The sequence below is a fragment of the Cellulomonas sp. RIT-PI-Y genome (genome assembly GCF_025642745.1).
Taxonomy (GTDB): domain Bacteria; phylum Actinomycetota; class Actinomycetes; order Actinomycetales; family Cellulomonadaceae; genus Cellulomonas.
Genome location: NZ_JANZKP010000038.1, coordinates 1 through 24,694, shown reverse-complemented (window position 1 = coordinate 24,694; position 24,694 = coordinate 1). Strand labels below are relative to the sequence as shown.

The following is a 24,694-nucleotide window of genomic DNA, read 5'->3' as shown; positions in this document are numbered from 1 at the left end:
GCACGGATGCCGACCCGCCCGGGCAGGGCAGTCGGCATCCGTGCACGCTCCGATCAGGCCTTGCGCATGTACGCCCGCACGGTCAGCGGGGCGAAGACCGCGACCACGGCCAAGGCGCCCAGCAGGGCCCAGCCCGCGTCGCCGGTCCAGGCGCCGTCGATGGTCAGCGACCGTGCCGCCGTCACCAGGTGCGAGACCGGGTTGACGTCCACGAACGACTTCAGCCAGCCCGGCAGGGTGTCCGCCGGGACGAAGGCGTTGGACGCGAAGGTCAGCGGGAACAGCACGATCATCGAGATGCCCTGCACCGAGGACGCCGACCGGGCGATCACGCCGAAGAACGCGAAGATCCAGCTCAGGGACCAGCAGCACAGGATGACCAGCAGTCCGGCCCCGACCACGCCGAGGAACCCGCCGTCCGGACGCCAGCCGATGACCAGGCCCATCACGAAGGTCAGCGTGGTCGCGATCGCGTACCGCACGGTGTCGGCCAGCAGTGCGCCGGACAGCGGGGCGATCCGGGCGATCGGCAGCGAGCGGAACCGGTCGAACACGCCCTTGTCCATGTCCTCACGCAGCTGCACGCCGGTGACGACGGAGGTCGTGATCACGGTCTGCACCAGGATGCCCGGGATGAAGAACGGCAGGTAGGTGGCCACGTCCCCGGCGATCGCACCGCCGAAGATGTACGTGAACATCAGCGTGAAGATGATCGGCTGGATCGTGACGTCGAACAGCTGCTCGGGCGTGCGCTTGATCTTCAGCAGCCCGCGCCACGCCATGGTGAAGGACTGCTTCACCGTGGTGAGCAGCGGGACGTGGTTGGACGCCTGGGCGGCCAGGTCGGTGGGGTTCAGGATCGCGGCGCTCATGCGAGGACCTCCTCCGGGAGCGCAGGGGTGGTGGTGTCGGCGCTGGCGGGCCGACCGGTGAGGGTGAGGAAGACCTCGTCGAGAGTGGGCTGCTGCACGGCGACGTCGGCCAGGTGGATCCCGGCCGAGCGCAGCGCGACGAGCACCTCGCCCGCGGAGTCCGCGGCAGGCACCGGGGCGGTCAGCCGGCCGTCCGGCGCGAGCACCGGAGCCACGCCCAGCACCGCGGTGGCCAGACGGACCGCCTCCGGCAGGTCGGACTCGTCCGCCAGGCCCAGCTGCAGCCGGGCGGTGCCGACCGAGGCCTTGAGCTCGGCGCCGGTGCCCTCGGCCACCACGATGCCGCGGTCGATCACGGCGATCCGCTCGGCGAGCTGGTCGGCCTCGTCCAGGTACTGGGTGGTGAGCAGGACGGTGGAGCCGCCGTCGATCAGGCTGCGCACGGTGTCCCACATCTGCAGGCGGGTGCGCGGGTCCAGGCCGGTGGTGGGCTCGTCCAGGAAGATCAGCGGCGGCCGCGCGATCAGCGAGGCGGCCAGGTCGAGGCGTCGGCGCATGCCACCGGAGAAGTTCTTCAGCGGACGGGCGGCGGCCTCGGACAGGCCGAACTCCTCCAGCAGGGACGCGGCGATCCGCTGCGAGTCCCGCCGGGACAGGCCGTGCAACCGGGCGAACAGCACCAGGTTCTCGGTGGCGGACAGACCCTCGTCCACCGAGGCGTACTGGCCGGTCACGCCGATCAGGCGGCGGACGGCCTGCGGTTCGGCGCGCACGTCACGACCGAAGACGGTCGCGGTGCCGGCGTCCGGCTTCAGCAGGGTGGCGAGCATCCGGATGGTGGTGGTCTTCCCGGCGCCGTTCGGGCCGAGCACGCCGTAGACGGCGCCGGTCCGGATGTCGAGGTCGATGCCGTCGACCGCGCGGTTCTCACCGAAGGTCTTCACCAGACCGCGGGCCTGCACGGCCCAGGGGGTGTCAGTTGTGGTCATGGCAGCGATCGTGCGCCGGGTCGCTTGCAGCACTCTGACATCGCGCTGACACCCGCTGACAGGTGGTAGCACCCGGGGGGTTCTCAGAGGGTGGTCCAGCCGGGCGATAGGTGGTTCGCGCCGATGGTCGGCGCCGTCGCGCTGGCGCGGCGTGCACCCGTCAGGAGCCCCCGTGGCACACACCTCCACCGGCCGTCGCGCCGGGCTGGTGCTCGCGCTGGCAGCGATCCTCGCGCCGCTCGGCATCGGCACCGCGTTCGCGGACATCCCCGCGCCGGTCATCCAGCCCATCGGGACCGTCAACCGTGGCGAGTCCGTGACCGTCGACGTCAGCTGCGCGGACCCCACCGCCCTCGGTCTCGAGTGGCACACCTCGGACGCGCCCGACACCTGGTCGACCGCCCAGCCGACGGGCCGGGACGACGCGAACGCCCTCTTCGAGATCCCGGTCGCGTTCCAGAACGGCGGCTGGTTCCAGGCCCGCTGCCTCTTCGAGGACGACCCCTCCGGCTGGTCGATCGCCTATGTGGCGGTCCAAGGGGCCACCACGGCCTCCGTGCTGCAGGCGACCGCACCGACCCAGCAGGGCGGTGCGATCACGGGCAGCGTGACCGTCACCAGCGGCGCCGGCACGCCCACCGGGTACGTGGAGGTCTACCTCAACGGAGCTCTCCGGGACGCCGTCCAGGTGCGCGACGGGGTCGCCACGATCTCTTCCACCTACTGGGACCAGCCGCAGGTCGTGGTCTCCGCGATCTACCGCTCGAACACCTGGGCCTTCCAGGACTCCACCTCCAACACGGTGACGGTGGACCTCCCGCAGCAGCAGGTCAAGGCGCAGCCCACCGTGACCCTCCAGGTGCCGGCGAACGCCTACGCCAATGCCGCCTTCCCGGCCACCGCCACCGTCACCGGCACCCCGGGCGGCCCGACCCCGACCGGTGAGGTCGAGTTCCGGTACAGCGAGGGCGCGGTCCTCGGCCGGGTGCCGCTGGTGAACGGCGTGGCCACGGCGAACCTCACGGTCACGCACACCGGCATCGCGGACGTCTACGCGGTGTACTTCGGCGACGAGCACTACACCGACCGCAGCTCCTCGTACCAGGACGTGTCCCTGACCCCGGTCCCCGCGCCGGTGGTCACCGCGCCCGTGGTCACCGTGGACGCCCCGAAGACCGGCACCACCACCGCCGGGATCACCGCCACCGTCACGGTCGCTGCACCCGCCGCGGGTCTGCCGGTCCCGGGCGGCGGCGTCCAGCTGATCGTCTACCGGCCGGGCCACTACCCGGACAGCGTCAGCGCCGGGGTGCTGACCGACGGCACGGTCACGCTCACCACCGATCTCCTGCCGGTCGGCGAGTACCGCCTGCTGGCGCACTACTCCGGCGGCGGCGACTGGCCGTACGCGCAGACCGACTCGGTCGAGCAGAGCCTGGTCATCTCCGCGCCCGCCACCACTCCGGTGGACCCGACCCCGACCACCCCGACCACGCCGGTCACCCCGAAGCCCGCCACCCCGGTGGTCACGGTCCCGGAGGCCACCCCGGCGCCGATCGTCTCCCCGGTGCTCGCCCCGGCGAACCCGGTGGTCTCCACCGACAGGTCGCTGGCCCGGCCCGGTGCGCGGGTCACGCTGCGGGCCGAGGGCTTCGTCCCCGGTGAGACCGTGCGGTTCGTCCTGCACTCCGAGCCGGTGTTCCTCGGCACCGCGGTGGCCGGCGCCGACGGGATCGCCGTCCTGGTCGTGGACCTGCCCGACGGTGTGCCCGGCGGACAGCACCACGTCGTCGCCACCGGTGTCGACTCCGGTCGCGTCGCCGAGGTGCCGATCCTGGTCGCCGACCCCCGTGCGGAACTGGCCACCACCGGGACCGACCCGGCGGCGTTGACCGGTCTGGTCGCCGCGCTGCTGGCCACCGGCGCCGGGTTCCTGCTGGTCGCGCGCCTGCGCCGCCGTCAGGCAGCCTGAGCGCTCGTTCCCGCCCGACGCCGCTCGTCCCGATCGCCGGGGCGGGCGGCGTCGTCGTGCGGGAACCGGGCGACTGCCGGAGACTCGGACCCGAGTCGTCGTCGGCACCGTCGCCCGAGGAGCGCCCGCCATGGCCATCACGCCGTTCCTGTGGTTCCACGACCGTGCCGAGGAGGCCGCGGCGTTCTACGTCTCGCTGTTCCCGAACTCCCGGATCCTGACCACAGTGCTGTCCGGTGGTGACGTCCCCGGCTCGGCCGAGGGCGAGGTGATGGTGGTCGAGTTCGAGATCGACGGCCAGCGGGTGCAGGCGCTGAACGGCGGCCCGTCCTTCACCTTGGACGAGGCGTTCTCTCTGGTCGTGGATGCACCCACCCAGGAGGAGATCGACCGGCTCTGGGACGCCCTGACCGCCGACGGCGGACAGCCCAGCCAGTGCGGGTGGCTGTGCGACCGTTTCGGCCTGTCCTGGCAGATCGTCCCGCCGGTGCTGCACGAGCTGCTCGGCGACCCCGATCCGGACCGCGCCGCCCGCGCCACCGCCGCCATGATGACGATGGGCAAGCTGGACATCGCCGCCCTGATCGCCGCGGCCGACGGCGCGCCTACCCTGGAGCCGTGAGCACCACCCCTCTTCGCGGCCGCGTCACCATGCAGGTCCGCTGGTCCGACGTCGACCTGTTCGCCCATGTCAACAACGCGGCGTACCTGCGCTACCTGGACGACGCCCGGTTCGCGCTCTTCCCGAGCATGGGCGTCGACCCCGCCGGGCGCCCGACCGACTCGATGCTGGTCGTGGTCAAGCACGAGATCGACTACCTGGCGCCGCTGGCCTTCCGCCCGGAGCCGGTCTCGGTCGAGGTGTGGGTGCCGCGGATCGGACGGTCGTCGGTGGACTTCGCCTACGAGATCGTCGACGAGCGCGCGGTGTACCTGCGCGCCCGGTCCCGGATGGTGCAGCTGGACCGCATGACCCTGGCACCGCGGGCGTTCAGCGACCAGGAGCGTGCGGTCTTCGAGCGCTACCCCGGTGCGGGCCCCGAGCTGCACGCCTGGTGACCTGGGGGTGGTACTCACCCGAGCGCTCGGAACCCTCAAACTTGCCCTCGTCGACACTCACCGCAGGTCACAGGCCCCGGCGCGCTGGTTAACGTCGCGGACGTCCGGGTCGGCACCCGCCCGTCGGCCCGGACACCCAGTCATGGGATGCGGGTCCGGTGACGTCCCCGGACCCGCGTCCCGGACGGTCGTTTGCGGTCAGAGGCCGAGCACCGCGGCGATGGTCGCGACCACGCCGCCACGCTCGTTCGAGGGGACCACGTACCGTGCCGCGGCTCGCACGTCCGGGTGCGCGTTGTCCATCGCGCAGGACCACCGGGCGGCGGCGAGCATCCCCAGGTCGTTGCGGTAGTCGCCGAAGGCCATCGTGTGCTCCGGACCGATCCCCAGGTCGTCCTGCACCCGGCGCAGGGCGACGCCCTTGTCCGCCTCCGGGCTCATCAGGTCCAGCCAGTGCTGCCCGGAGACCAGGACCCGGACCGGACCGGCCAGATCGGCGAACGCCGGGGCGGTGCGCTCCTCCACGGAGCCCGCGTCGTGCACGGCCACCTTCAGCAGCACGTCGTCGATCCGGGTCAGGTCCGGCACCTCGGTGACCACGGCGTAGTGCTTGCGCACCTGCGTCGCGAACTCCCCGTCGAGGCGCTCGACGTAGGCCGAACGGGCACCGGACACCACCACGCCGACCGGCAGCCCGGCAGTCGCCAGCTCGCGGGTGTGCGCGACCGCGCGGGGCACGACGCCGTCCGGCAGCGCGGTGGTGGACAGCACCTCGTCCCCGCGGCCGACGTAGGCGCCGTTCTCCCCGATGCACACGTAGTCCGCCCCGCGGTCACCCATCTGCTCGCGGATGTTCGCGAACTGACGGCCGCTCGCCGGGCAGAATGCGATGTCACGTCGGTCGAGCTCAGCCAGCAGCGACCAGATCCCGTCGGGCATCCGCCCGTCGCCGTCGAGCAGGGACCCGTCCATGTCGGTGGCGATCAACCGGATCCGGTCGACGTCGGGCAGGCTGGGCGGGACGAGGACCGGAGCGGGTGTCGGCATGCCGACATCCTCCCAGCTCGGATCGGCCACCCGGTCGGTCCGGACCACCACCACCTAGGGGGACCCCCATGCGTTTCCATCGCGGCCTCGCGGCCCTGACCCTCGGCACGGTCGCCGTGCTCGGTCTGACCGCCTGTTCCGGCGACCAGAGCGAGCCGGCCACCGACGACGGCACCACCAGCGCGGCCCCGACCCCGGCGGTCGCCGAGGAGGAGGTCACCGGCCTGACGGCGGAGAACTTCGCCCAGCGCTCGGTCGCGGCCCTGGTGGCCGCGGAGACGATGTCGATGGACATGCAGATGGGCACCCAGGGGCAGACCATCGAGATGGCCGGCTCGGTCCGGATGGCCAAGACCTCGATGGACATGGAGGTCACCTACTCGATGATGGGCATGTCCTTCGACATGATCCTGGTCGGCGGCCAGGTGTTCATGGGCATGGACGGGCAGTACCAGGAGGTGTCCCCGGAGGAGCTGGGCGCCGACTCGGTCGAGGACCTGATGGCGCAGACCGATGCCCGCACCCAGATCGAGAGCCTGCAGGGCGCCATCACGACCGTGGAGCCGGTGGGCGAGGAGACCGTCGAGGGGATCGCGACCACGCACTACCTGGTCACCGTGGACCCGTCGAAGCTCGACGGCGCCGATCCGGCCGTGGTCGCCGCGATGGGCGACTCCTTCGGCTACGACTACTGGCTGGACGACCAGGATCGCACCGTGCGGATGAGCTACAGCGTGGAGGGCACGGACGTGTCGATCAGCTACGCGGACTTCGGCAAGGACGTCGACATCGCGGCGCCGGACCCGAGCCAGCTGGTCACGGGGCTGTTCTGAGATGACCGGTCGACGGGCGGGCGTGACCGCACGGTCGGAGCGCCCGCCCGTCGACCGCCGGGAGCTGCCGGTGTTCGCCGCCGGGTCGGTGCCGGTGCCGTATGTGATCCATCCGATGGACGAGCTGCTGGACCGGGACACCCTGTGGCCCCCGCACGCGCACCCCACGCACGAGCTGCTCTGGAACCTGCGCGGAGCGTCCAGCGCGACCGTCGATGCCCGGACCTGGGCGATCACGCCGACCATCGGGCTCTGGCTCCCGGCCGGGACCCTGCACACCGCGCACGGCCCGGCCGGGACCTGGTACCGGACCGCGCAGTTCGGGGTGCACGCGGTGCCGCCGCTGGCGCCCGGTCCGGTGGCGATCGAGGTGACCGCCCTGCTCCGGCTGCTGCTCGACCGGTTGACCGAGCCCGACCTGACAGCGGACTCCCGGGCGTTGACCGAGCGCATGGTGATCGACGTGCTGACCCCGGCCGCGCACGAGGTCGCGGTCCGGCTGCCGCAGAGCGCGCTGCTCGCCCCGGTGGTCGCGGCGGTGACGTCGGATCCGGGTGACCCGCGCGCGCTGGCCGAGTGGTCGGCCGAGCTCGGGGTCAGCCCGCGCACCCTGACCCGGGCGTTCCGGGCCGAGACCGGGCTGAGCTTCGGTCGGTGGCAGGCGACGGTGCGGACCCAGCGGGCGGTGCTGCTGCTCGGCGCGGGGGAGACGGTGGAGGTGGTCGCCGAGGCGGTGGGCTACCGCTCGGCCAGCGCGTTCGGGGCCGCGTTCCGGCGGGAGACCGGCCTGACGCCGGGGGCGTTCCGGCCGGGGGCCTGAGGTCGTCGACCTCGGATCCGGTGGTCCTTTGTCCCGTTGGCGATGCCACACGTCCCAACCACGCGATTGCGCCAACCGACCAGCGCTCTCTACTGTCTGAGGTAAGCCTCACCTAATGCGCTGCTGACCCGCGCGTGGGCGGGGCGCCCTCCCTTCTCCTGAGAGCGAGTTCCCATGCGCACCCGTCGCCTGTCCGCGCTGATCGCAGCCGGTGCGGTGGCCCTGGTCCTGACCGCCTGCGGCAGCACCACCGACACCTCCAGCGACAACACCGCCGAGACCAGCGGTGCCGACGCGGGCACCGTCACCATCGAGCACGCCTTCGGCACCACCACCATCGAGGGCACCCCGGAGCGGGTCGCCACGGTGAACTGGGCCAACCAGGAGGTCCCGCTGGCGCTCGGCGTCGTCCCGGTCGGCATGGCCGCCGCGAACTTCGGCGACGACGACGACAACGGCATCCTGCCCTGGGTCGAGGAGAAGCTCGACGAGCTCGGTGGCGAGCAGCCGGTGCTGTTCGACGAGACCGACGGCATCGACTTCGAGGCCGTGGCGGACACCGAGCCCGACGTCATCCTGGCCGCGTACTCCGGTCTGACCCAGGAGGACTACGACACCCTGAGCGAGATCGCTCCGGTCGTCGCCTACCCTGATGCGCCCTGGGCGACCTCCTGGCGGGACATGATCCTGTACAACTCCCAGGGCATGAACATGGCCGCCGAGGGCGAGGCGCTGGTCGCCGAGCTGGAGGGCGAGATCGAGGACACCGTCGCCGCGCACCCCGGGCTCGAGGGCGTGTCGACCATGTTCGTCACCCACGTCGACACCACCGACCTGAGCACCGTGAACTTCTACACCGCGAACGACACCCGCGCCGCGTTCTTCACCGACCTCGGCCTGACCACCCCGGCCGCGGTCGAGGAGGCCTCCGCCTCGGGTGAGTTCTCCGGCAGCGTCAGTGCCGAGCAGGTCGACCAGTTCGACGACGTGCAGCTGATCGTCACCTACGGCGACCAGGCGCTGGTGGACACCCTCGAGGCCGACCCGCTGCTGTCCCAGATGCCGGCCATCGCGAACCACTCCGTGGTGTTCCTGGACGGCTCCGGCCCGCTGGGCACCGCCGCGAACCCGACGCCGCTGTCGATCTCCTGGGTGCTGGACGACTACGTGGCCATGCTGGCCGACGCGGTCAACGGCACCAAGTGAGCGAAAGGGACCCTGCAGCCCTGACCTCATCGCCGGGCGTCGCCGTCGTGCGACGCCCGGCGCGGGTGCGTCTGCTCTGGCTGCTGGTCGTGCTCGGCGTCCTGGTCCTGCTGGTGATCGCCTCGCTCACCATCGGCTCGCGCAACGTCGGCTGGTCGGACATCTGGTCCGCACTCGGCGGCTCGACGGACAACATCGGGCAGGCCGCGGTCGCCAAGCGCATCCCGCGCACGGTGCTGGCGCTGCTGATCGGCGCGGCCCTGGGCCTGGCCGGTGCGGTGATGCAGGGCGTCACCCGCAACCCGTTGGCCGACCCGGGCATCCTCGGCGTGAACATGGGCGCCTCGCTGGCGGTGGTCACCGGGATCGCCTGGTTCGGGATGTGGACCGCCACCGCCTTCATCTGGACCGCGATCCTCGGCGCGGCCGTCACCGCGGTCTTCGTCTACGCGGTCGGCTCGCTGGGCAGCGGGGGTGCGACGCCGCTCAAGCTCGCGCTGGCCGGAGCGGCGACCTCTGCCGCGTTCTCCTCCTTCATCAGCGCCGTGGTGCTGCCGCGCGGGGACATCGCCGCAAACGTGCGCTCGTGGCAGATCGGCGGGGTCGGCGGTGCGGGCTTCGACCAGATCACGCCGGTGCTGCCCTTCCTGGGCGTCGGCGCGCTGATCTGCCTGCTCTCCGCGCGATCCCTGAACTCGCTGGCGCTCGGCGACGAGCTGGCCGCCGGACTCGGCGAGCGGGTCGCGCTGGCCCGGGCGGTGTCCTCGCTGGGCGCGGTGCTGCTCTGCGGTGGCGCGACCGCGGTGGCCGGTCCGATCGCGTTCGTGGGTCTGGTCGTGCCGCACCTGTGCCGGTTGCTGGTCGGCGTCGACCACCGCTGGCTGCTGCCGTTCTCCGCACTGACCGGGGCCGGACTGGTCACGCTCGCCGATGTCGCGGGCCGGGTGATCGCCCGCCCGGAGGAGGTCCAGGTCGGCATCATCACCGCGCTGATCGGGGCGCCGTTCTTCATCTACGTGGTCCGTCGGCAGAAGGTGCGTGAACTGTGAGCGCGGTGCTGGTCGCGGAGCTCCGCACCCGACGGCTCCGGCGTCGCCGGATCACCCTGGTGGTGCTGCTGGTCCTGATCGTGGCGGTGTTCGTCGCCAGTCTGATGATCGGGCGCACTTTCTACCCGGCCGGTGAGGTGCTGCGGGTGGTCCTCGGTCAGGACGTGCCGGGCGCCGGCTTCACGGTCGGGCGCCTGCGGCTGCCGCGTGCGGTGCTCGCGGTGCTGACCGGGCTGTGCTTCGGCATCGGCGGGGTCACCTTCCAGACCATGCTGCGCAACCCGCTGGCGAGCCCGGACATCATCGGGATCAGCACCGGGGCCTCCGCCGCGGCTGCCTTCGGCATCGTGTTCCTCTCGCTCGGCGGCGCCCAGATCTCGATCTTCGCGATCGTGGCCGGACTCGGGGTCGCCCTGGCGATCTACCTGCTGTCCTTCCGCAAGGGCGTGCTCGGCACCCGGCTGATCCTGATCGGCATCGGCGTGGCCGCCATGCTCGAGTCGGTGACCAGCTACGTGCTGAGCAAGGCGCCGCGCTGGGAGCTGCAGGAGGCGATGCGCTGGTTGACCGGCAGCCTGAACGGGTCCAGCTGGTCCGACGTGCTGCCGGTGCTGATCGCGCTCGCCGTGCTCGGTCCGGTGCTGGTCGGGCAGTCCCGGAACCTGGCCCAGCTCCAGCTCGGCGATGACACCGCCTCCGCGCTCGGCGTCCCGGTCGAACGCACCCGGCTGATCCTGATCGTCGGGGCGGTGATGCTGATCGCCTTCGCCACCGCGGCGGCCGGCCCGATCGCGTTCGTGGCCTTCCTCTCCGGCCCGATCGCCGCCCGGATCGTCGGCCCGCGTGGATCGATGCTGGTGCCCGCCGCACTGGTCGGCGCGCTGCTGGTGCAGGTCGCCGACCTGGTCGGGCAGTACGCCTTCGGGGCGCGTTACCCGGTCGGCGTGATCACCGGAGCGCTCGGCGCCCCGTACCTCATCTACCTGATCGTGCGGACCAACCGCACCGGAGGATCGCTGTGACCAGCTCGCACACTCTGCAGGCCGCCGGGCTGTCGCTCGGCTACCGCGACCGCGTCGTGATCGAGGGCCTGGACCTCACGGTGCCGTCCGGGCGGATCACCGCGATCGTGGGCGCCAACGCCTGCGGGAAGTCCACCCTGCTGCGGTCGATGTCCCGGCTGCTCGCCCCCCGGGCAGGCCAGGTGCTGCTGGACGGGACGGCCGTGCACACCCTGCCCGCCAAGCAGCTCGCCCGGACCCTCGGTCTGCTGCCGCAGTCGCCGATCGCGCCGGAGGGGATCACGGTCGCCGACCTGGTCGGTCGTGGACGGCATCCGCACCAGCGCGTGCTGTCCCGGTGGAGCCGCGAGGACGACGTCGCGGTGGCCTCGGCCCTGGAGGCCACCGGCACCGTCGAGCTCGCCGAGCGCTCGGTCGACGAGCTCTCCGGCGGTCAGCGGCAGCGGGTCTGGATCGCGATGGCCCTCGCCCAGCAGACGGACCTGCTGCTGCTCGACGAGCCGACCACCTTCCTGGACGTCTCGCACCAGGTGGAGGTGCTGGACCTGCTCACCGACCTGAACCGGGACCGCGGCACCACCATCGTGATGGTGCTGCACGACCTGAACCTGGCGGCCCGCTACGCCGATCACCTGGTGGCGATGGCCGACGGCCGGGTGCACGCGGCGGGGGAGCCCGGCGAGGTCCTGACCGTGGACACCGTCCGCGCGGTCTTCGGCCTGGAGAGCCAGGTCGTCGAGGACCCGCTGACCGGCCGCCCGCTCATGCTCCCGATCGGCCGCCACCACGTCCGCCCGTCCGCGGGCTGAACCCGCGACCGCCCCGGTACCCGCGACCGCCCGGGCCCGCGGTCACCCAGGACCCGCGACCCCTTGAACCCTCGGCTACCCCTAGCCGAGTGCGGAGAACTTGGTGCTGTTCGGGCGATTTGGGCGACAAGATCTTCGCACTCGGCGGGGTTGACCCGGGCCGGGCAGGCGGTCAAGCAGGCGCGCGGTCAGGGGGTCGGTGCGGGGTTGTGCTGAGGGGCTCAGGGCGTCAGCAGGTCGTGCAGCATCGCGGAGACCGCGTCCCGGTGGCGGCGGCCGTTGAGCGCCGCACCACCCTTGGCGGTCAGCCGTACCGAGCCGCGCCAGACCGCCTCGGCCAGCTCCAGCGCCGCATCGTGCTCCCGCACCCAGGTGTCCAGCTGTGCCCGATCCATCGGGCTGCTGAACAGCGCGGCGAGCAGCTCGCCGTAGATCACGGCGGACCGCACCTCGTCCTGGACCTGCTGTCGATCGTGCGGCATTCTGCGTCCTCCGGGCGGAACCGGGTCCGGGCGATCCGGACCGTCCCGGCCAGCCTCCGCAATCGGCGCGGCCGTTCCGGGCCGTCCTGGGAGCTTCCCCGTGCCGACGGCCGTGGAACCACGGTCACCCCCGGGCGATCAGCTCCGTCACCAGCTCGGGCACCGCGGTCTCGATCGGTTCGCGCACCACCCGGGAGGCCAGGTGGTCGTAGGGCGTCGGCTCGGCGTTGACGATGATCACCTCGGCGCCCGCCTCGGCCGCGATCCCGGTCAGGCTGGCCACCGGCTGCACGCTCAGCGTGCTGCCGATCGCCAGGAAGACGTCGGCGTCCTGTGCCGCCGCGATCGCCCGGCCGAGGGCGTCCTCCGGCAGCCGCTCGCCGAAGTACACGACGTCCGGCTTCAGGATGCCGCCGCACTCCAGGCACTCCGGGTCCCGGTCGCGGGCGAGCCGGTCCAGCACCGCGGTGGTGGCCTGACGGGCGCCGCACCGCAGGCAGCTGGTGGTGCGCAGGCTGCCGTGCAGCTCGATCACGTGCTCCCGCCCGTGACCCGCCGCCTGGTGCAGCCCGTCGAAGTTCTGGGTCAGCACCGCCTCCAGCAGGTCGGCGCGTTCCAGCTCCACCAGCGCCCGGTGCGCCGCCGACGGAGCGGCCGTCCACGCCGGGTGGTCGCGCCACATCGCCCAGCCCGCCGCCCGGACCGCGGGATCGTTCACGTGCCGGTCGATCTCCAGCAGCTCGGCCTGGTCGGGGTGCCGGGTCCAGGTGCCCTCCGGCCCGCGGAAGTCCGGGATGCCCGAGCCGGTGGAGATGCCGGCGCCGGTGAGGACGGTGAGATGGGAACCGGGGCGGCGCTGGTGCATACCCCGACCTTGCCACGTCCGGGCGGAGGGACGTGACCGGCGATCAGCGTCCGCGTCGCCTGGCCGTCCCGCCACCCGGTCGACCGGTCCTGCGCCGCGACGCCGACGTCTCCCGGCCGGTGCGCGCGGGGGGCGGGGTCCGCTTCTTCGGCTCCGTCCGCGTCGCGGGCGGCTCGGCGGCGCGCCCCCGGGAGCTGTTGGCGGTCCGCCCGCGGATGATCCCGATCAGCTCCTCGATCAGGGGGTCGTCCTCCCGGGCTCGGGTCCAGGCGAGAGCCGCCTGGGAGTCCGGTGCGTCGATGAGCGGCCGGTAGGTCAGGTCCTTGCGGTGGTGCAGCCGGGCCAGCGACATCGGGACCGCCAGCAGGCCGACCCCCGCGGCGACCAGCTCGACGGCGTCGGCGGTGGTCTCCGGGGTGGGCAGCAGGGACGGCTCACCGGGCGGGTCGGTCCAGCGCAGCACGTCGTCGGCCGGGGTGATCAGGGTCTCCTCGACCAGGTCGGCCGGGGTGATCCGGTCAAGGGCGGTGAGCAGGTGGTCCTTGGGCAGCACCAGGACCGTGACCTCGGTGAACAGCGGGATGGCGTGCAGCCGGTCCCGGTCGACGGGCAGGCGCAGGAGCGCGGCGTCGGCCGTGCCGTTCAGCAGGACGGTCCCGGCCTCGGCGTCGGTCACCTGGACCAGGTCCAACGGGCGGTCGGGCAGCCGGTCGGCCCAGGTGCGGGTCCAGGCGGTCGGCTGCATGCCGGGGGTGAGAGCGAGCCGGAAGCGCTGGTCCCGGTCGGGGGTGGTCATGGCGTCGGCGGTCCTTCCGGTCGCTGGCCGGTCCAGGGTAGTCGCCGACGGTCGCGGGCGGTCCGGGGACCGCCCGCGACCGGGGTCAGCGCGCGCCGACCGGCTCGGGGGCCGCCGCGGCCTCGTCCCGCTCGGAGAACAGGTCCTCCGCCTGGGCCCGGTCGTACTGCACGCGGTCGAGGATGCCCTCCCGCTGGGCGACGATGGTCGGCACCAGGGTCTGGCCGGCGACGTTCACCGCGGTCCGGCCCATGTCCAGGATCGGGTCGATCGCCAGCAGCAGGCCGACCCCCGCCAGCGGCAGGCCCAGGGTGGACAGGGTCAGGGTCAGCATGACGATCGCGCCGGTGAGACCGGCGGTGGCGGCGGAACCCACCACGGAGACGAAGGCGATCAGCAGGTAGTCCCAGAAGGACAGGTCGATCCCGAAGATCTGCGCGACGAAGATCGCCGACACCGCCGGGTAGATCGACGCGCAGCCGTCCATCTTGGTGGTCGCGGCCAGCGGCACGGCGAAGGACGCGTACTCGGACGGCACGCCGAGGTTCCGCTCGGTGACCCGCTGGGTGACCGGCAGGGTGCCGATCGAGGACCGGGACACGAAGGCGAGCTGGATCGCGGGCCACGCGCCGCGGAACCACCGGGCGATGCTGAGCCCGTTGGCCCGCAGGATCACCGGGTAGACCACGAACAGCACCAGGGCGAGACCGACGTAGACCGCGATCGCGAACCGGCCGAGCGAGGCCAGCGACTCCCAGCCGTAGGCCTCGACCGCGTGCCCGACCAGACCCAGGGTGCCGAGCGGCGCGAGCCGGATGATCCACCACAGCACGCGCTGGATCACGGTCAGCGTCGACTGCACGACGGACAGGAACGGGTCGGCCTTGGCCCCGGTGCGCAGCACGGCCACGCCGACCACGAGCGCGATGATCACGATCTGCAGCACGTTGAAGCTCAGGGACGTGCTCAGGCTGCCGTCGTCCCCCGCGCTGGTGCTGGCGGTGAGGCCGAGCGGGTTGGCGGGGATCAGGCCGTCCAGGAAGTCCAGCCAGGAGCCGGTGCGGCCGACGTCGTAGCCGTCCTCGACGGACAGGGTGGTGTGCCGGCCGGGCTGCAGCACCAGGCCGAGCCCGATGCCGATCACGACCGAGACCAGCGCGGTGATCGCGAACCAGAGCAGGGTGCGGGCGGCCAGCCGGGCGCCGTTGGTCACGTTCCGCAGGTTGGCGACCGACGCGACGATGGCGGTGAAGATCAGCGGCGGCACGATGGCGCGCAGCAGGGTGACGAAGGACGACCCGACGGTGTCGAGCGTGGTGGCGAGCCAGTTCGGCGAGTCGTCGCCGGTCGGGCCGATGCTCAGCGCGAGCCAGCCCAGGGCGACGCCCAGGACCAGGGCGGCGATGATCTGGAAGCCGAAGTTGCCGAGCACGGAGCGCAGGCGGGAGCGCTCAGGGGCGGTGGAGGACATGGGGACCTTTCGCGGGCGCGTCGGAGCGCCGGGAGAACCGGACGGGGAGCTGAGCGGCGCTCAACGACAGAGCGCGCTGGCCACCCGCCGGAGGTCGACGGCACGACGCGCGGTGAGCTGCCACCCGGTCATGCGTCCCCCTGTCCTCGCTGCGGTCCGGAGCAGTCTAGGCACGGCCCCGGACCGCGCGCCCGGCGTTCAGTCCGTGGACGGCGTGGCCAGTCCCTGCTGGATCAGGTCCATCACCGACGCGTCCGCCAGCGTGGTCGCGTCGCCGACCTGCCGGTGTTCGGCGACGTCGCGCAGCAGCCGGCGCATGATCTTGCCCGAGCGGGTCTTGGGCAGTTCGGGCACCACCAGCACGGTGCGCGGCTTGGCGATCGGTCCGATCAGCTTGGCGACGTGGGCCCGGAGGTCCTCGCCGACGGTCTCCGGATCGGTCTGCGCGTCGCCGCGCAGGATCACGAAGGCGACGACGGCCTGGCCGGTGGTGTCGTCCGCCGCGCCGACCACCGCCGCCTCGGCGACCGCGGGGTGCGCGACCAGGGCGGACTCGATCTCGGTGGTGGACAGCCGGTGGCCGGACACGTTCATCACGTCGTCGACCCGGCCGAGCAGCCAGATGTCCCCGTCGTCGTCCTTCTTGGCCCCGTCCCCGGCGAAGTAGATCCCGGGGAACCGCGACCAGTAGGTGTCCCGGAACCGCTGCTCGTCGCCCCAGACCCCGCGGAGCATGGCGGGCCAGGGCTCGGTCAGCACCAGGTACCCGCCCGCGCCGTCGGGCACCGGCTGGGCGTCGTCGTCGACCACGGTGGCGGCGATCCCGGGCAGCGGGACCTGGGCGGACCCGGGCTTGGCGGCGGTGACCCCGGGCAGCGGGCTGATCATGATCGCGCCGGTCTCGGTCTGCCACCAGGTGTCCACCACGGGGGTGCGGTCGCCGCCGATCACCCGGCGGTACCAGGTCCAGGCCTCGGGGTTGATCGGCTCACCGACCGAGCCCAGCACCCGCAGGCTGGACAGGTCACGGGCGGAGGGGAGCTCCTCGCCCCACTTCATGCAGGTCCGGATCGCGGTGGGCGCGGTGTAGAGGATCGACACCCGGTACTTCTGCACGATGTCCCACCACCGGCCCCTGTCCGGAGTGTCCGGGGTGCCCTCGTAGATCACCTGTGTGGCGCCGTTGATCAGCGGTCCGTAGACCACGTAGGTGTGACCGGTGATCCAGCCGATGTCGGCGGTGCACCAGTAGACGTCGGTCTCCGGCTTGAGGTCGAAGACGTTCCGGTGCGTCCACGCCGCCTGGGTCAGGTAGCCGCCGGTGGTGTGGAAGATGCCCTTCGGCTTCCCGGTGGTGCCGGAGGTGTAGAGGATGAACAGCGGGTGCTCGGCCTCGACGGCGACCGCCTCGTGCTGGTCGCTCGCGCCGTCCACCGCGTCGTGCCACCAGAGGTCGCGACCCTCGGTCCAGTCCACGTCCTGCCCGGTGCGACGGACCACCAGCACGTGGCGGACGATCTCCCCGCTGCCGGCCGCCAGCGCCTCGTCGACGGTCGACTTCAGGGCACTCGGGGCGCCGCGCCGGTAGCCGCCGTCGGCGGTGATCACGACTCGGGCGTCGGCGTCGAGGATCCGCGAGTGCAGGGCCTGCGCGGAGAACCCGCCGAAGACCACCGAGTGCGGCGCGCCGATCCGGGCACAGGCCAGCATGGCGATCACGGCCTCCGGGATCAGCGGCAGGTAGATCGCGACCCGGTCCCCGGTGCGGACCCCGAGCTCGGTGAGCGCGTTCGCGGCCTTGGACACCTCGCGCAGCAGGTCGGCGTAGGTCAGAGTCCGGGTGTCACCGGGCTCCCCCTCGAAGTGCAGGGCCACCCGGTCGCCTCGCCCCGCCGCCACGTGCCGGTCGACGGCGTTGTAGGCGGCGTTCAGGGTGCCGTCGGCGAACCAGCGCGCGACCGGGGCGCCCGACCAGTCCAGGGTCTGGGTGAACGGCGTGGCCCAGTCCAGCAGTCCGCGGGCCTGGTCGGCCCAGAAGTCGAGCCGGTCGGCGTTCGCCCAGGAGTAGACCTCGGCGTGCACGTTCGCCTGCGCGGCGAACTCCGGATCGGGGGCGAAGCGACGGTCCTCGGCGAGCAGGTTCTCCAGCCCGGTGCGGGCGGGCGTCGGCTGCCCGGTGGTGTCATCGGTGTCGTGCAGGACCACGGTGTCCTCCCAGCGTGCGGGGCGGCGCGTCGTCATCGACCGCCGTCCAGCACCTTAGTAGGACTTACGTCCTATGCACGGGGAACGCGTCGACGATTCATCGCGGCGAACGTGAGGCCGGTCGCCAGCAGCAGCGCGCCGGTGACGAACAGGGTGCCCGACGTCGCCGCCACCACCGTCCGCTCCACCGATCCGAGGGTGTGATCGGTGGCCAGCCAGGACACCGTGTCCGCGTGCGTGGTCGCGGGGACGTAGAGGTACACCACGCCGATCACCGTGCTCAGCAGGCCCGCGGTCAGCGGTGCGGCGGTCGACCAGGCGCCGAACCCGACCAGGGCGACCAGGACCAGCACGCCGACCGTCACCAGCACCACGCCCAACGGGTCGTAGGACGCGTCCCAGCCCGGCGCCTGCACGCCCAGGATCCGGGACTGCCCGAACAGCACCAGCCAGAGGCCGGCAGCTCCGGCGACCAGGCCGATCAGCAGGCCCAGCAGGAGTCGGCCGATCCCACCGCGGCGCGGTTCACGGACGCGGCGCGGCTGCTGCTCGGTCACCGGGGCCGGCGTGACCGGGAACGGGGCCGGTGTGGCCTCCGGGACCGGGACGGTGGCGTCGCCCGGGGGGACCTGATCGTCCGCGGGGCCGGTGCCGGGCAGGTCGGTGCCGTACGGCGGGGAGACCGGGGCGGGTGCGGGCGGCGGGGTCGCGGAGAACCGGTCCGGCGCGGCGGTGCCGGGGACGTCGTAGTCGGTGCGGAAGCTGGTGCGGCGCACGGCGGCGGACTCGCCGGTGGTCGTCGCCACCGGCTCCGGCAGCGGGCCGGTCAGCGGGTCGTCCAGGGCCGGTAGCGCGGTGGTCGGGGCGGTGTCCGGACGCGGGAGGTCCTCGTCCTCGATCGGCTCCGGGGCGACCGGAGCCCGGCGGCTCTGCACGTGGGCGGCGCCACGGGCGGGGGTGCCGGTCGTCGAGGCGGCACCGGCCGCGAGGGCGTCGTCGTGCGCGGGCGCGGGATCCGCTGCGGGGAGGTCCTCGGTCGTCGAGGTGGGCTCCTCCGCGGAGGTGTCCCCGGTCGTCGGCGCGGATTCGGCAGCGGCGGCAGGGGCGGTCGCGTCGTCGGCCGCCGGGGTGGCGCGGTCGTCGTCGGTGGGCTGCTGCTCCGGGGTGGTGCTCATCTCGGGCTCCTCGCGTCGCCGACGGGCGTCCCCGCGGCTGATCTCGACCCGTCAGTGCCTGGTCGGGCGGGGTCTCTGGTGCCACGACGGTAGGCGGGCGCACCGGCGAGCGCGCGGCGGCACGCCCGGGTCGACCGGATCGAGACCTGACCGCGTCCCGGCGCCGACCCTCGCGAGCGGGGCGGGCGCGACCCGACCGGGCTCAGGCGTCGACGGTCTCCGGGGTGCGCTGGAGCGGCAGCTCGGCGACCGGCGCGGGGGAGGCGGCGACCACGTTCGCGGCGCCGACCAGCAGCCCGCCGCCGACCAGGTTGCCCAGCCCGACGAACAGCACGTTCCTGGCGAACTCCCCGATCGTCGCGTGCGGCAGGTCGCCGAACAGGCCGAAGCCGAACGTGGTCATGTTCGCCACCACGTGCTCGAAGCCGGAGGTGATGAAGACCATCACGCAGGCGAAGATCACGATGATCTTGGCGACCTCGTTCTGCAGGCGTCCGGCGCACCAGATCGCCAGGCACACCATCAGGTTGCACAGGATGCCGCGGAAGAAGAGCTCGGTGTTCGACTCCTCGGCCTTGTGCGCGATCATCCCGGCGAGGGTGCCGCCCGCGGAGGTGTCCGGGCCGAGCGCGCCGGAGAAGTGCAGGATCCCGGCGAACACCAGCGCACCGAGCAGGTTCCCGGCCAGGCAGGCCAGCAGGGTCGCTCCCGCCCGGGTCCAGCTGATCGACCGCCGGAGGGCGCCCTGGACGAAGACCATCATCGCGCTGGTCGCCAGCTCGCCGCCGGCCACCACCACGATGGTCAGGGCGACGCCGAACACCAGGCCCTGCACCAGCGGCGCGAGCCCGGACCCGGCGTCCTTCAACGGACCCCCGGCGGTGGTCATGATCACCACACCGATGCCGATGTACGCCCCGGCGAGCATGGTGTTCACCAGGTACACCCAGGGCCGGCGGGCCAGATCGGTCTTGGTCCGCGCGGCGCCGGTCTGGTAGTCGAGGGCCTCGGTGACGGTCAGCACGTGCTCATGCTCCCGGACGCACCCGGGATAGACATGGGACGAAAAGCCCTCAGGCCCGGCGCAGCATCACCGCGACCTCGTAGTGACCGGTCTGCGGGAACATGTCCAGCAGACGGGCCCGCACCGGGCGCAACGACGGCATCGACTCCAGGTCCCGGGCCAGCGACACCGCGTTGCAGGACGAGTAGAGCACGTCCCGGACGCCCGACTCCTCCAGCCAGGCCGCCAGCCGCGGCCCGACGCCCCGGCGCGGCGGGTTCACGATCACCAGGTCCGGCGGCGCGTCCGCGGTGACCGCGAACTCCGTCGCGTCCCCCGCGGCGAACCGCAGCCCCGGCAGCCCCGACTCCGCGGCGGTCTGCTCCGCTGAGGCGATGGCCTCGGTGCTCCACTCGATGCCGGTGACCTGCCGTCCCGGCGCCGCGACGTGCAGCGCGAAGCCGCCCACCCCGCAGTACAGGTCCCAGACCGTGCGCGGATCGGCCCGGTCCGCCCACTCCCGGCCGATCCGGTAGAGCTCCGCGGCGACCGCGGTGTTGGTCTGGAAGAAGCTCTGCGGCCGCAGGTGCAGGTCCAGTCCGTTCAGCCGCATCCGCAGGGTGTCCGACGCGGTGAGCACGATCTCCCGGTCACCCTCCAGCACGGCCTTGTGCTCGGGCAGCACGTTCACCGTCGCGACCGCCAGCCCCGGCAGCTCCGCCTGCAACGACGGCAGGTGCTTGCGGATCCGGGCGAGTGCCTCGGTGCTGCGCAGCACGAACCGGACCATCAGCTCGCGGTCCGGGGACTGGGTGACCAGCACGTTCTTCAGCTCACCGCGCCGTGCGGGGACGTCGTAGGGCTCCAGCCCGGCGCGGGTGATGAACCGCGCGAGCGGGTCGAAGGCCGCCTGCAGCTCCGGGGGGTAGAGCTGGCAGTCCCGCAGGTCGACCCCGGCTCCCTCCGGGTCCAGGATGCCCAGCGTCGGGGCTGCCGTCGTGCCGCCGACCACCAGCTTCGCCTTGTTGCGGAACGCGTTCGGCGTGCTGAGCACCGGGTCCAGCCACGCGACCCCCGGCCCGAGCAGTTCCTGGCAGCGGCGCTGCTTGTCGGCGACCTGCTGGTCGTAGTCCTGCTCGATCAGCGTGCAGCTACGGCACCGGAAGGCGTCGTAGTGAGGGCAGATCAGGCGCAGCACCGGGCAATCGTACGGAGGGTGGAGACCGAGCACACCGAGGACAGCATGGCGTCGCTCGGCTGGAACGTCGACGACCCGGCCCCCGCCGACGCCTGGGCGATCGGGGCCGGGGGCGAGGTCCTGGCGCTGAGCGAGTAGCCCGCCGCGGGCTCAGAAGCCCGGCAGCGTCGCGATCGCCCCGGTGTCCGCCCGCGGCTCCGCCCCGGCGAGGGCCACCTCGGTCACCGCTGCCGCGACGATCGCTGCCACGTCCGGGTGGAAGACGCTCGGGATGATGTAGGCCGGGTTCAGTTCCTCCGGGGTGACCACCGAGGCCAGAGCCCGGGCGGCGGCCAGCAGCATGTCGTCGGTGATGGTGTGCGACTGGGCGTCCAGCAGGCCGCGGAACACCCCCGGAAACGCCAGCACGTTGTTGATCTGGTTGGCCACGTCCGACCTTCCGGTGCCGACCACGGCGGCGTGCTGGGCGGCGACCGCGGGGTCCACCTCCGGCCGCGGGTTCGCCAGGGCGAACACGATGGCGTCGGAGTTCATGGTCGCCAGGTCCTCGCCGGTGAGGATGTCGGGTGCACTGACGCCGATGAAGACGTCCGCCCCGGCGATCGCGCCGCGCAGCGTCCCGGACAGCCGGCGCGGGTTGGTCTGCTCGGCGATCCAGCGCAGCTCCGGGGAGGCGAGGTCGCGGTCGGGGTGCACGATCCCGTCGATGTCGGCCACCACCACGTCGCGTGCGCCGTCGGCCAGCAGCAGCTTGAGCACCGCGGTGCCGGCCGCCCCCGCGCCGGACAGCACGATCCGCACGTCCTGCATCTGCTTGCCGACCACGCGCAGCGCGTTGGTCAGCGCGGCGGTCACCACGATCGCGGTCCCGTGCTGGTCGTCGTGGAACACCGGGATGTCCAGCCGTTCCCGCAGCCGGCGCTCGACCTCGAAGCAGCGCGGCGCGGAGATGTCCTCCAGGTTGATCCCGGCGAACACCGGGGCGACCCGGACCACGGTCTCCACGATCTCGTCGATGTCCTGGGTGTCCAGGGCGAGCGGGAACGCGTCGATCCCGGCGAACCGCTTGAACAGCGCCGCCTTGCCCTCCATCACCGGCAGCGAGGCCAACGGGCCGATGTCGCCGAGCCCGAGCACCGCGCTGCCGTCGGTGACCACGGCGATGGTGTTCCGCTTGATCGTGAGGCGGCGGGCGTCCTCGGGCCGGGCGGCGATCGCCTCGCACACCCGGGCGACCCCCGGCGTGTACGCCATCGACAGGTCGTCGCGGTTGCGCAGCGGGACCTTCGGCTCGATCGACAGCTTGCCGCCCAGGTGCATGAGGAAGGTACGGTCCGAGACCCGCTCGATGTCGACTCCCGGCAGGGCGCGGACCGCCTCGACGATCTGGGCCGCGTGCTCCTGCCCGCTGGTGGCGCAGGTGACGTCGATGGTCAGGCGCTGCTGCCCCGAGGCGGTCACGTCCAGGGCGGTCACGATGCCGCCGCAGCGCTCGATCGCCCCGGTCAGCTCGCTCACCGCCGTGGGTCGGGCCTCGATGTGCAGGCGGGCGGTGATGGACGAGGACACGGTCGGCGTCGACATGAGGGCCATTGTGGCGCGTGTCACGGCGCGCGCATCCGGACCTAGGGTGGACGGGTGAGCGTGTCGTCGGGACTGGGGCCGGGACCGAGCGTGGGACGACCGCGTGCCGAGCGACCGGCGGACGACGGCCCGGATCCGCTGGCCGGGCTGCTCGGGTTGGCCGGGGTCGCCGACGCGGTCGAGGCGGCCCGGACCGCTTGCGAGGAGCTGCGCTGGCACGAGGGGTTCCGGCGGCGCTGGCGCGAGGTCCGCGCCGAGGCCGACCTGCGCGCGGTCCGGGGCAGTGCGGCGGTCGACGGCGCGCGGGTCCCGTTGACGTCGGTGCGACGACTGGCGGTCGGCTCGGTCGCTGACGACCCGGATCTGGCCGTGGTGGCCGGGGCGCTGCGCGCCACCACACTGGCCGCGCGCTGGCGCCCGGATCTCGGCGCGCCCGGTGGACCCCCGGTGCCGCCGCTGGGGGAGCTGCTCGCCCGGCTGCACACCGCGGCGATGCGGGACCTGCTGCCGTCGACGGAGCTGGGCCGGCTGCGCGGTGACGAGCCGCCCCGCGACCTCACCGGCCTGGGGCCTGCACCGACCGGAGCGGTGCTGGCCGGCCGGATGACCCTGCTGGCCCGCATGCTGTCGACCACCCGGGCCCCGGCCGTGGTCGCCGCCGCGGTGCTGCACGGGGAGGTGCTGGCGCTGCGGCCGTTCGCCGCGGGCAACGGCATCGTGGCCCGTGCGGCGGCACGGCTGGTGCTCGTGACGCGCGGGCTGGACCCGACCGGCGCCGTCGTGGCCGAGGAGTCGTGGGCGCAGTCGCCGAATCCGTATCTGGGGGCCGCGGCGGGCTTCGCCACCGGGAGCCCGGACGGGGTCGCCGGCTGGATCGCGTCCTGTGCGCGTTCGGTGGTCGACGGGGCCGAGGCCGGCCGGGTGGTCGCGGAGGCGGTGCTCGCGGGGCGGCTGGGCGAGTCCCCGGTGGGCGAGGACGATCCGGCTGCGGCGCCGGACACAGACGACGGCGCCCGCGAGGAGCGCCGTCGCTGAACACATGGTCTGCGGGGGCTAGCAGGCGTGCAGTGAAGACGTCGCTACGGGACCAGCCCGGTCGACGCGTCCTATGCGTGGACGGATCGCGCGTGGGTTCCCCCGAGACCATTCTGTTGTGAGGCCGATCACAGCACTCCCCGCGCCCGCTGGGAAGGGGTCCGCGTGAAGTCCCAGGTGGGTGCGCGCACCTGTTCGCGATGCGGGACGGCGTCTCAGGAAGCGGTCGGTCCCCGACGCAGGCCCACGCCGAGGGCGAGTCCCGCGGCCGCCGTCGCCACCACCGCACCGATCCGCAACCGGCGGCGCGCCTCGACCTCCACCCGCGCACCCCGGAAGCTGACCGGCTGCCAGCCGTGCCGTGCCGCCAGGCGGCGCAGCCCGCGATCCGGGTTCACCACGTAGCCGTGCCCCACGGCCGCGAGCATCGGTGCGTCGGTGGCCGAATCGGTGTAGGCGGAGCTGGCATCCAGGTCGTACCCCTCGCGTCCTGCGAGCTCCCGCATCGCGACCGCCTTGGCTTCGCCGTAGGCGTAGAAGTCGATCTCCCCGGTGTAGCGGCCGTCCTCGACCGTCATCACCGTGGCGATCACCCGGTCCACGCCCAGCAGCCGGGCGATCGGTCGCACCAGCTCCGTCGCCGACGCGGAGACGATCACCACGTCCTGGCCGGCTGCGTGGTGCGCCGCGATCCGTGCCGCGGCCTCGGGCTGCAGCACCGGCCGGATCGCCCGGTCGACGTGCGCCTCGACCAGCTCCTCGACCTGGGACACCCGCCACCCGGTGACCGTGCGGGACAGCGCCAGGCGCAGCCGTTCGGTCCGGCCCTCGTCCGCGCTGCCGAGCAGGAAGGCGACCTGGGCGTAGGCCGAGCGCAGCACCGCGCGGCGGGTCAGCAGCCCGCCGGACAGGAACGGTCGCGCGAAGGCGGACGCGCTGGAGGTGGCGATCACGGTCTTGTCCAGGTCGAAGAACGCGGCCGATCGCGGCTGTCCGGGCTGCGGGGACGTCATGGGCGGGCTCCTGTCCGTCCCGAGCGAGCGTATCCGCGCGGTTCCCGGGCGACGACCTGTCCACAGGTGGGGGTCTCGCGAGGTGGTCCCCAGGACGGGGTGTCGGCGGTGGCCGGGGCGGTGCCCGGAGCGGAGGGTGTCGGGCACGAGGGCGAAGGACCCAGGACGGCGGTGGCCGTGGTGTGCGGC

At 73.0% G+C, this 24,694-nt stretch carries 23 protein-coding genes; 10 read left to right on the top strand and 13 right to left on the bottom strand.

What is annotated here, in order from left to right; translation table 11 throughout:
- Positions 1 to 53: 53 nt before the first annotated feature.
- Positions 54 to 872: an ABC transporter permease gene (locus OGL89_RS12155; protein WP_263120414.1), complete on the bottom strand. Its 819-nt coding sequence runs from the start codon at positions 870 to 872 to the stop codon at positions 54 to 56.
- Entirely contained in the window at positions 869 to 1,861 is a 993-nt protein-coding gene (locus tag OGL89_RS12150; RefSeq protein ID WP_263120413.1) for an ATP-binding cassette domain-containing protein, read from the bottom strand. Before OGL89_RS12150 ends, OGL89_RS12155 begins: the two co-directional genes overlap by 4 nt.
- 172 nt (positions 1,862 to 2,033) lie before the next feature.
- On the opposite strand from OGL89_RS12150, the gene OGL89_RS12145 reads away from it, so the two are divergent.
- The 3 genes from OGL89_RS12145 (at position 2,034) to OGL89_RS12135 (ending at position 4,892) form a co-directional block, all read left to right on the top strand.
- Positions 2,034 to 3,833, top strand: a complete 1,800-nt coding sequence (locus tag OGL89_RS12145) for an Ig-like domain repeat protein (RefSeq protein ID WP_263120412.1) — start codon at positions 2,034 to 2,036, stop codon at positions 3,831 to 3,833.
- A 130-nt stretch (positions 3,834 to 3,963) separates the two neighbouring features.
- Positions 3,964 to 4,455: a VOC family protein gene (locus OGL89_RS12140; protein WP_263120411.1), complete on the top strand. Its 492-nt coding sequence runs from the start codon at positions 3,964 to 3,966 to the stop codon at positions 4,453 to 4,455.
- Positions 4,452 to 4,892, top strand: coding sequence for a thioesterase family protein (locus OGL89_RS12135; RefSeq protein ID WP_263120410.1), 441 nt, complete (start codon positions 4,452 to 4,454; stop codon positions 4,890 to 4,892). Before OGL89_RS12140 ends, OGL89_RS12135 begins: the two co-directional genes overlap by 4 nt.
- A 198-nt stretch (positions 4,893 to 5,090) precedes the next feature.
- Here OGL89_RS12135 and OGL89_RS12130 read toward each other — a convergent pair whose 3' ends face one another.
- Entirely contained in the window at positions 5,091 to 5,939 is an 849-nt protein-coding gene (locus OGL89_RS12130; RefSeq protein ID WP_263120409.1) for an HAD family hydrolase, read from the bottom strand.
- 68 nt (positions 5,940 to 6,007) lie between these two features.
- Between OGL89_RS12130 and OGL89_RS12125 the strand changes: the two genes are divergently transcribed.
- The 6 genes from OGL89_RS12125 to OGL89_RS12100 all read left to right on the top strand — a co-directional run bounded on the left by OGL89_RS12125 (position 6,008) and on the right by OGL89_RS12100 (position 11,678).
- The gene (locus OGL89_RS12125) at positions 6,008 to 6,772 is read left to right on the top strand and encodes an LppX_LprAFG lipoprotein (protein WP_263120408.1); all 765 of its coding nucleotides are present in this window, start codon (positions 6,008 to 6,010) and stop codon (positions 6,770 to 6,772) included.
- A 22-nt stretch (positions 6,773 to 6,794) separates the two neighbouring features.
- Positions 6,795 to 7,592: an AraC family transcriptional regulator gene (locus OGL89_RS12120; protein WP_263120407.1), complete on the top strand. Its 798-nt coding sequence runs from the start codon at positions 6,795 to 6,797 to the stop codon at positions 7,590 to 7,592.
- A gap of 174 nt (positions 7,593 to 7,766) precedes the next feature.
- A complete protein-coding gene (locus OGL89_RS12115) occupies positions 7,767 to 8,798 on the top strand; it encodes an iron-siderophore ABC transporter substrate-binding protein (protein WP_263120406.1) in 1,032 nt (343 codons plus the stop codon).
- Between the two features lie 71 nt (positions 8,799 to 8,869).
- Positions 8,870 to 9,847: an iron ABC transporter permease gene (locus OGL89_RS12110; RefSeq protein ID WP_263120423.1), complete on the top strand. Its 978-nt coding sequence runs from the start codon at positions 8,870 to 8,872 to the stop codon at positions 9,845 to 9,847.
- Positions 9,844 to 10,869 carry an iron chelate uptake ABC transporter family permease subunit gene (locus OGL89_RS12105; RefSeq protein WP_263120405.1) on the top strand — a complete coding sequence of 342 codons (1,026 nt, stop codon included), beginning with the start codon at positions 9,844 to 9,846 and terminating at the stop codon, positions 10,867 to 10,869. The genes OGL89_RS12110 and OGL89_RS12105 overlap by 4 nt, the downstream gene beginning before the upstream one ends.
- Positions 10,866 to 11,678 carry an ABC transporter ATP-binding protein gene (locus OGL89_RS12100; RefSeq protein WP_263120404.1) on the top strand — a complete coding sequence of 271 codons (813 nt, stop codon included), beginning with the start codon at positions 10,866 to 10,868 and terminating at the stop codon, positions 11,676 to 11,678. The genes OGL89_RS12105 and OGL89_RS12100 overlap by 4 nt, the downstream gene beginning before the upstream one ends.
- Before the next feature lie 221 nt (positions 11,679 to 11,899).
- Here the strand turns inward: OGL89_RS12100 and OGL89_RS12095 are convergent, their stop codons facing one another.
- The 9 genes from OGL89_RS12095 to OGL89_RS12055 all read right to left on the bottom strand — a co-directional run bounded on the left by OGL89_RS12095 (position 11,900) and on the right by OGL89_RS12055 (position 22,457).
- Positions 11,900 to 12,160: a hypothetical protein gene (locus OGL89_RS12095; RefSeq protein ID WP_263120403.1), complete on the bottom strand. Its 261-nt coding sequence runs from the start codon at positions 12,158 to 12,160 to the stop codon at positions 11,900 to 11,902.
- A 124-nt stretch (positions 12,161 to 12,284) separates the two neighbouring features.
- The gene (locus tag OGL89_RS12090; protein ID WP_263120402.1) at positions 12,285 to 13,025 is read right to left on the bottom strand and encodes a Sir2 family NAD-dependent protein deacetylase; all 741 of its coding nucleotides are present in this window, start codon (positions 13,023 to 13,025) and stop codon (positions 12,285 to 12,287) included.
- A 43-nt stretch (positions 13,026 to 13,068) separates the two neighbouring features.
- The gene (locus tag OGL89_RS12085) at positions 13,069 to 13,821 is read right to left on the bottom strand and encodes a LysR family transcriptional regulator substrate-binding protein (RefSeq protein ID WP_263120401.1); all 753 of its coding nucleotides are present in this window, start codon (positions 13,819 to 13,821) and stop codon (positions 13,069 to 13,071) included.
- An 85-nt stretch (positions 13,822 to 13,906) separates the two neighbouring features.
- Positions 13,907 to 15,292 (bottom strand): dicarboxylate/amino acid:cation symporter, encoded by a 1,386-nt coding sequence (locus OGL89_RS12080; RefSeq protein ID WP_263120400.1) that lies wholly within the window; start codon positions 15,290 to 15,292, stop codon positions 13,907 to 13,909.
- A gap of 198 nt (positions 15,293 to 15,490) precedes the next feature.
- A complete protein-coding gene (gene acs / locus OGL89_RS12075) occupies positions 15,491 to 17,533 on the bottom strand; it encodes an acetate--CoA ligase (protein ID WP_263120399.1) in 2,043 nt (680 codons plus the stop codon).
- Positions 17,534 to 17,568: 35 nt separating this feature from the next.
- Positions 17,569 to 18,672, bottom strand: a complete 1,104-nt coding sequence (locus OGL89_RS12070; protein ID WP_263120398.1) for a hypothetical protein — start codon at positions 18,670 to 18,672, stop codon at positions 17,569 to 17,571.
- A gap of 202 nt (positions 18,673 to 18,874) precedes the next feature.
- Complete coding sequence (locus tag OGL89_RS12065) at positions 18,875 to 19,696, bottom strand: formate/nitrite transporter family protein (protein ID WP_263120397.1); 822 nt, start codon at positions 19,694 to 19,696, stop codon at positions 18,875 to 18,877.
- Positions 19,697 to 19,745: 49 nt separating this feature from the next.
- A complete protein-coding gene (gene rlmC / locus OGL89_RS12060; RefSeq protein WP_263120422.1) occupies positions 19,746 to 20,864 on the bottom strand; it encodes a 23S rRNA (uracil(747)-C(5))-methyltransferase RlmC in 1,119 nt (372 codons plus the stop codon).
- Between the two features lie 159 nt (positions 20,865 to 21,023).
- Positions 21,024 to 22,457, bottom strand: coding sequence for an NAD-dependent malic enzyme (locus tag OGL89_RS12055; RefSeq protein ID WP_263120396.1), 1,434 nt, complete (start codon positions 22,455 to 22,457; stop codon positions 21,024 to 21,026).
- Positions 22,458 to 22,547: 90 nt separating this feature from the next.
- On the opposite strand from OGL89_RS12055, the gene OGL89_RS12050 reads away from it, so the two are divergent.
- Positions 22,548 to 23,492 (top strand): Fic family protein, encoded by a 945-nt coding sequence (locus OGL89_RS12050; protein WP_263120395.1) that lies wholly within the window; start codon positions 22,548 to 22,550, stop codon positions 23,490 to 23,492.
- A 215-nt stretch (positions 23,493 to 23,707) separates the two neighbouring features.
- On the opposite strand, the gene OGL89_RS12045 is transcribed toward OGL89_RS12050, so the two are convergent.
- Positions 23,708 to 24,505 carry an HAD-IB family hydrolase gene (locus OGL89_RS12045; RefSeq protein ID WP_263120394.1) on the bottom strand — a complete coding sequence of 266 codons (798 nt, stop codon included), beginning with the start codon at positions 24,503 to 24,505 and terminating at the stop codon, positions 23,708 to 23,710.
- Between the last annotated feature and the right edge of the window lie 189 nt (positions 24,506 to 24,694).

What these genes read in the sequence shown, in the direction of transcription:
- OGL89_RS12155 (WP_263120414.1), bottom strand. Translation starts at nt 872, where the DNA reads ATGAGCGCCGCGATCCTGAACCCCACCGACCTGGCCGCCCAGGCGTCC.
- OGL89_RS12095 (WP_263120403.1), bottom strand. Translation starts at nt 12,160, where the DNA reads ATGCCGCACGATCGACAGCAGGTCCAGGACGAGGTGCGGTCCGCCGTG.
- OGL89_RS12125 (WP_263120408.1), top strand. Translation starts at nt 6,008, where the DNA reads ATGCGTTTCCATCGCGGCCTCGCGGCCCTGACCCTCGGCACGGTCGCC.
- OGL89_RS12055 (WP_263120396.1), bottom strand. Translation starts at nt 22,457, where the DNA reads ATGTCGACGCCGACCGTGTCCTCGTCCATCACCGCCCGCCTGCACATC.
- OGL89_RS12090 (WP_263120402.1), bottom strand. Translation starts at nt 13,025, where the DNA reads ATGCACCAGCGCCGCCCCGGTTCCCATCTCACCGTCCTCACCGGCGCC.
- OGL89_RS12150 (WP_263120413.1), bottom strand. Translation starts at nt 1,861, where the DNA reads ATGACCACAACTGACACCCCCTGGGCCGTGCAGGCCCGCGGTCTGGTG.
- acs (WP_263120399.1), bottom strand. Translation starts at nt 17,533, where the DNA reads ATGACGACGCGCCGCCCCGCACGCTGGGAGGACACCGTGGTCCTGCAC.
- OGL89_RS12080 (WP_263120400.1), bottom strand. Translation starts at nt 15,292, where the DNA reads ATGTCCTCCACCGCCCCTGAGCGCTCCCGCCTGCGCTCCGTGCTCGGC.
- OGL89_RS12115 (WP_263120406.1), top strand. Translation starts at nt 7,767, where the DNA reads ATGCGCACCCGTCGCCTGTCCGCGCTGATCGCAGCCGGTGCGGTGGCC.
- OGL89_RS12070 (WP_263120398.1), bottom strand. Translation starts at nt 18,672, where the DNA reads ATGAGCACCACCCCGGAGCAGCAGCCCACCGACGACGACCGCGCCACC.
- OGL89_RS12085 (WP_263120401.1), bottom strand. Translation starts at nt 13,821, where the DNA reads ATGACCACCCCCGACCGGGACCAGCGCTTCCGGCTCGCTCTCACCCCC.
- OGL89_RS12130 (WP_263120409.1), bottom strand. Translation starts at nt 5,939, where the DNA reads ATGCCGACACCCGCTCCGGTCCTCGTCCCGCCCAGCCTGCCCGACGTC.
- OGL89_RS12045 (WP_263120394.1), bottom strand. Translation starts at nt 24,505, where the DNA reads ATGACGTCCCCGCAGCCCGGACAGCCGCGATCGGCCGCGTTCTTCGAC.
- OGL89_RS12140 (WP_263120411.1), top strand. Translation starts at nt 3,964, where the DNA reads ATGGCCATCACGCCGTTCCTGTGGTTCCACGACCGTGCCGAGGAGGCC.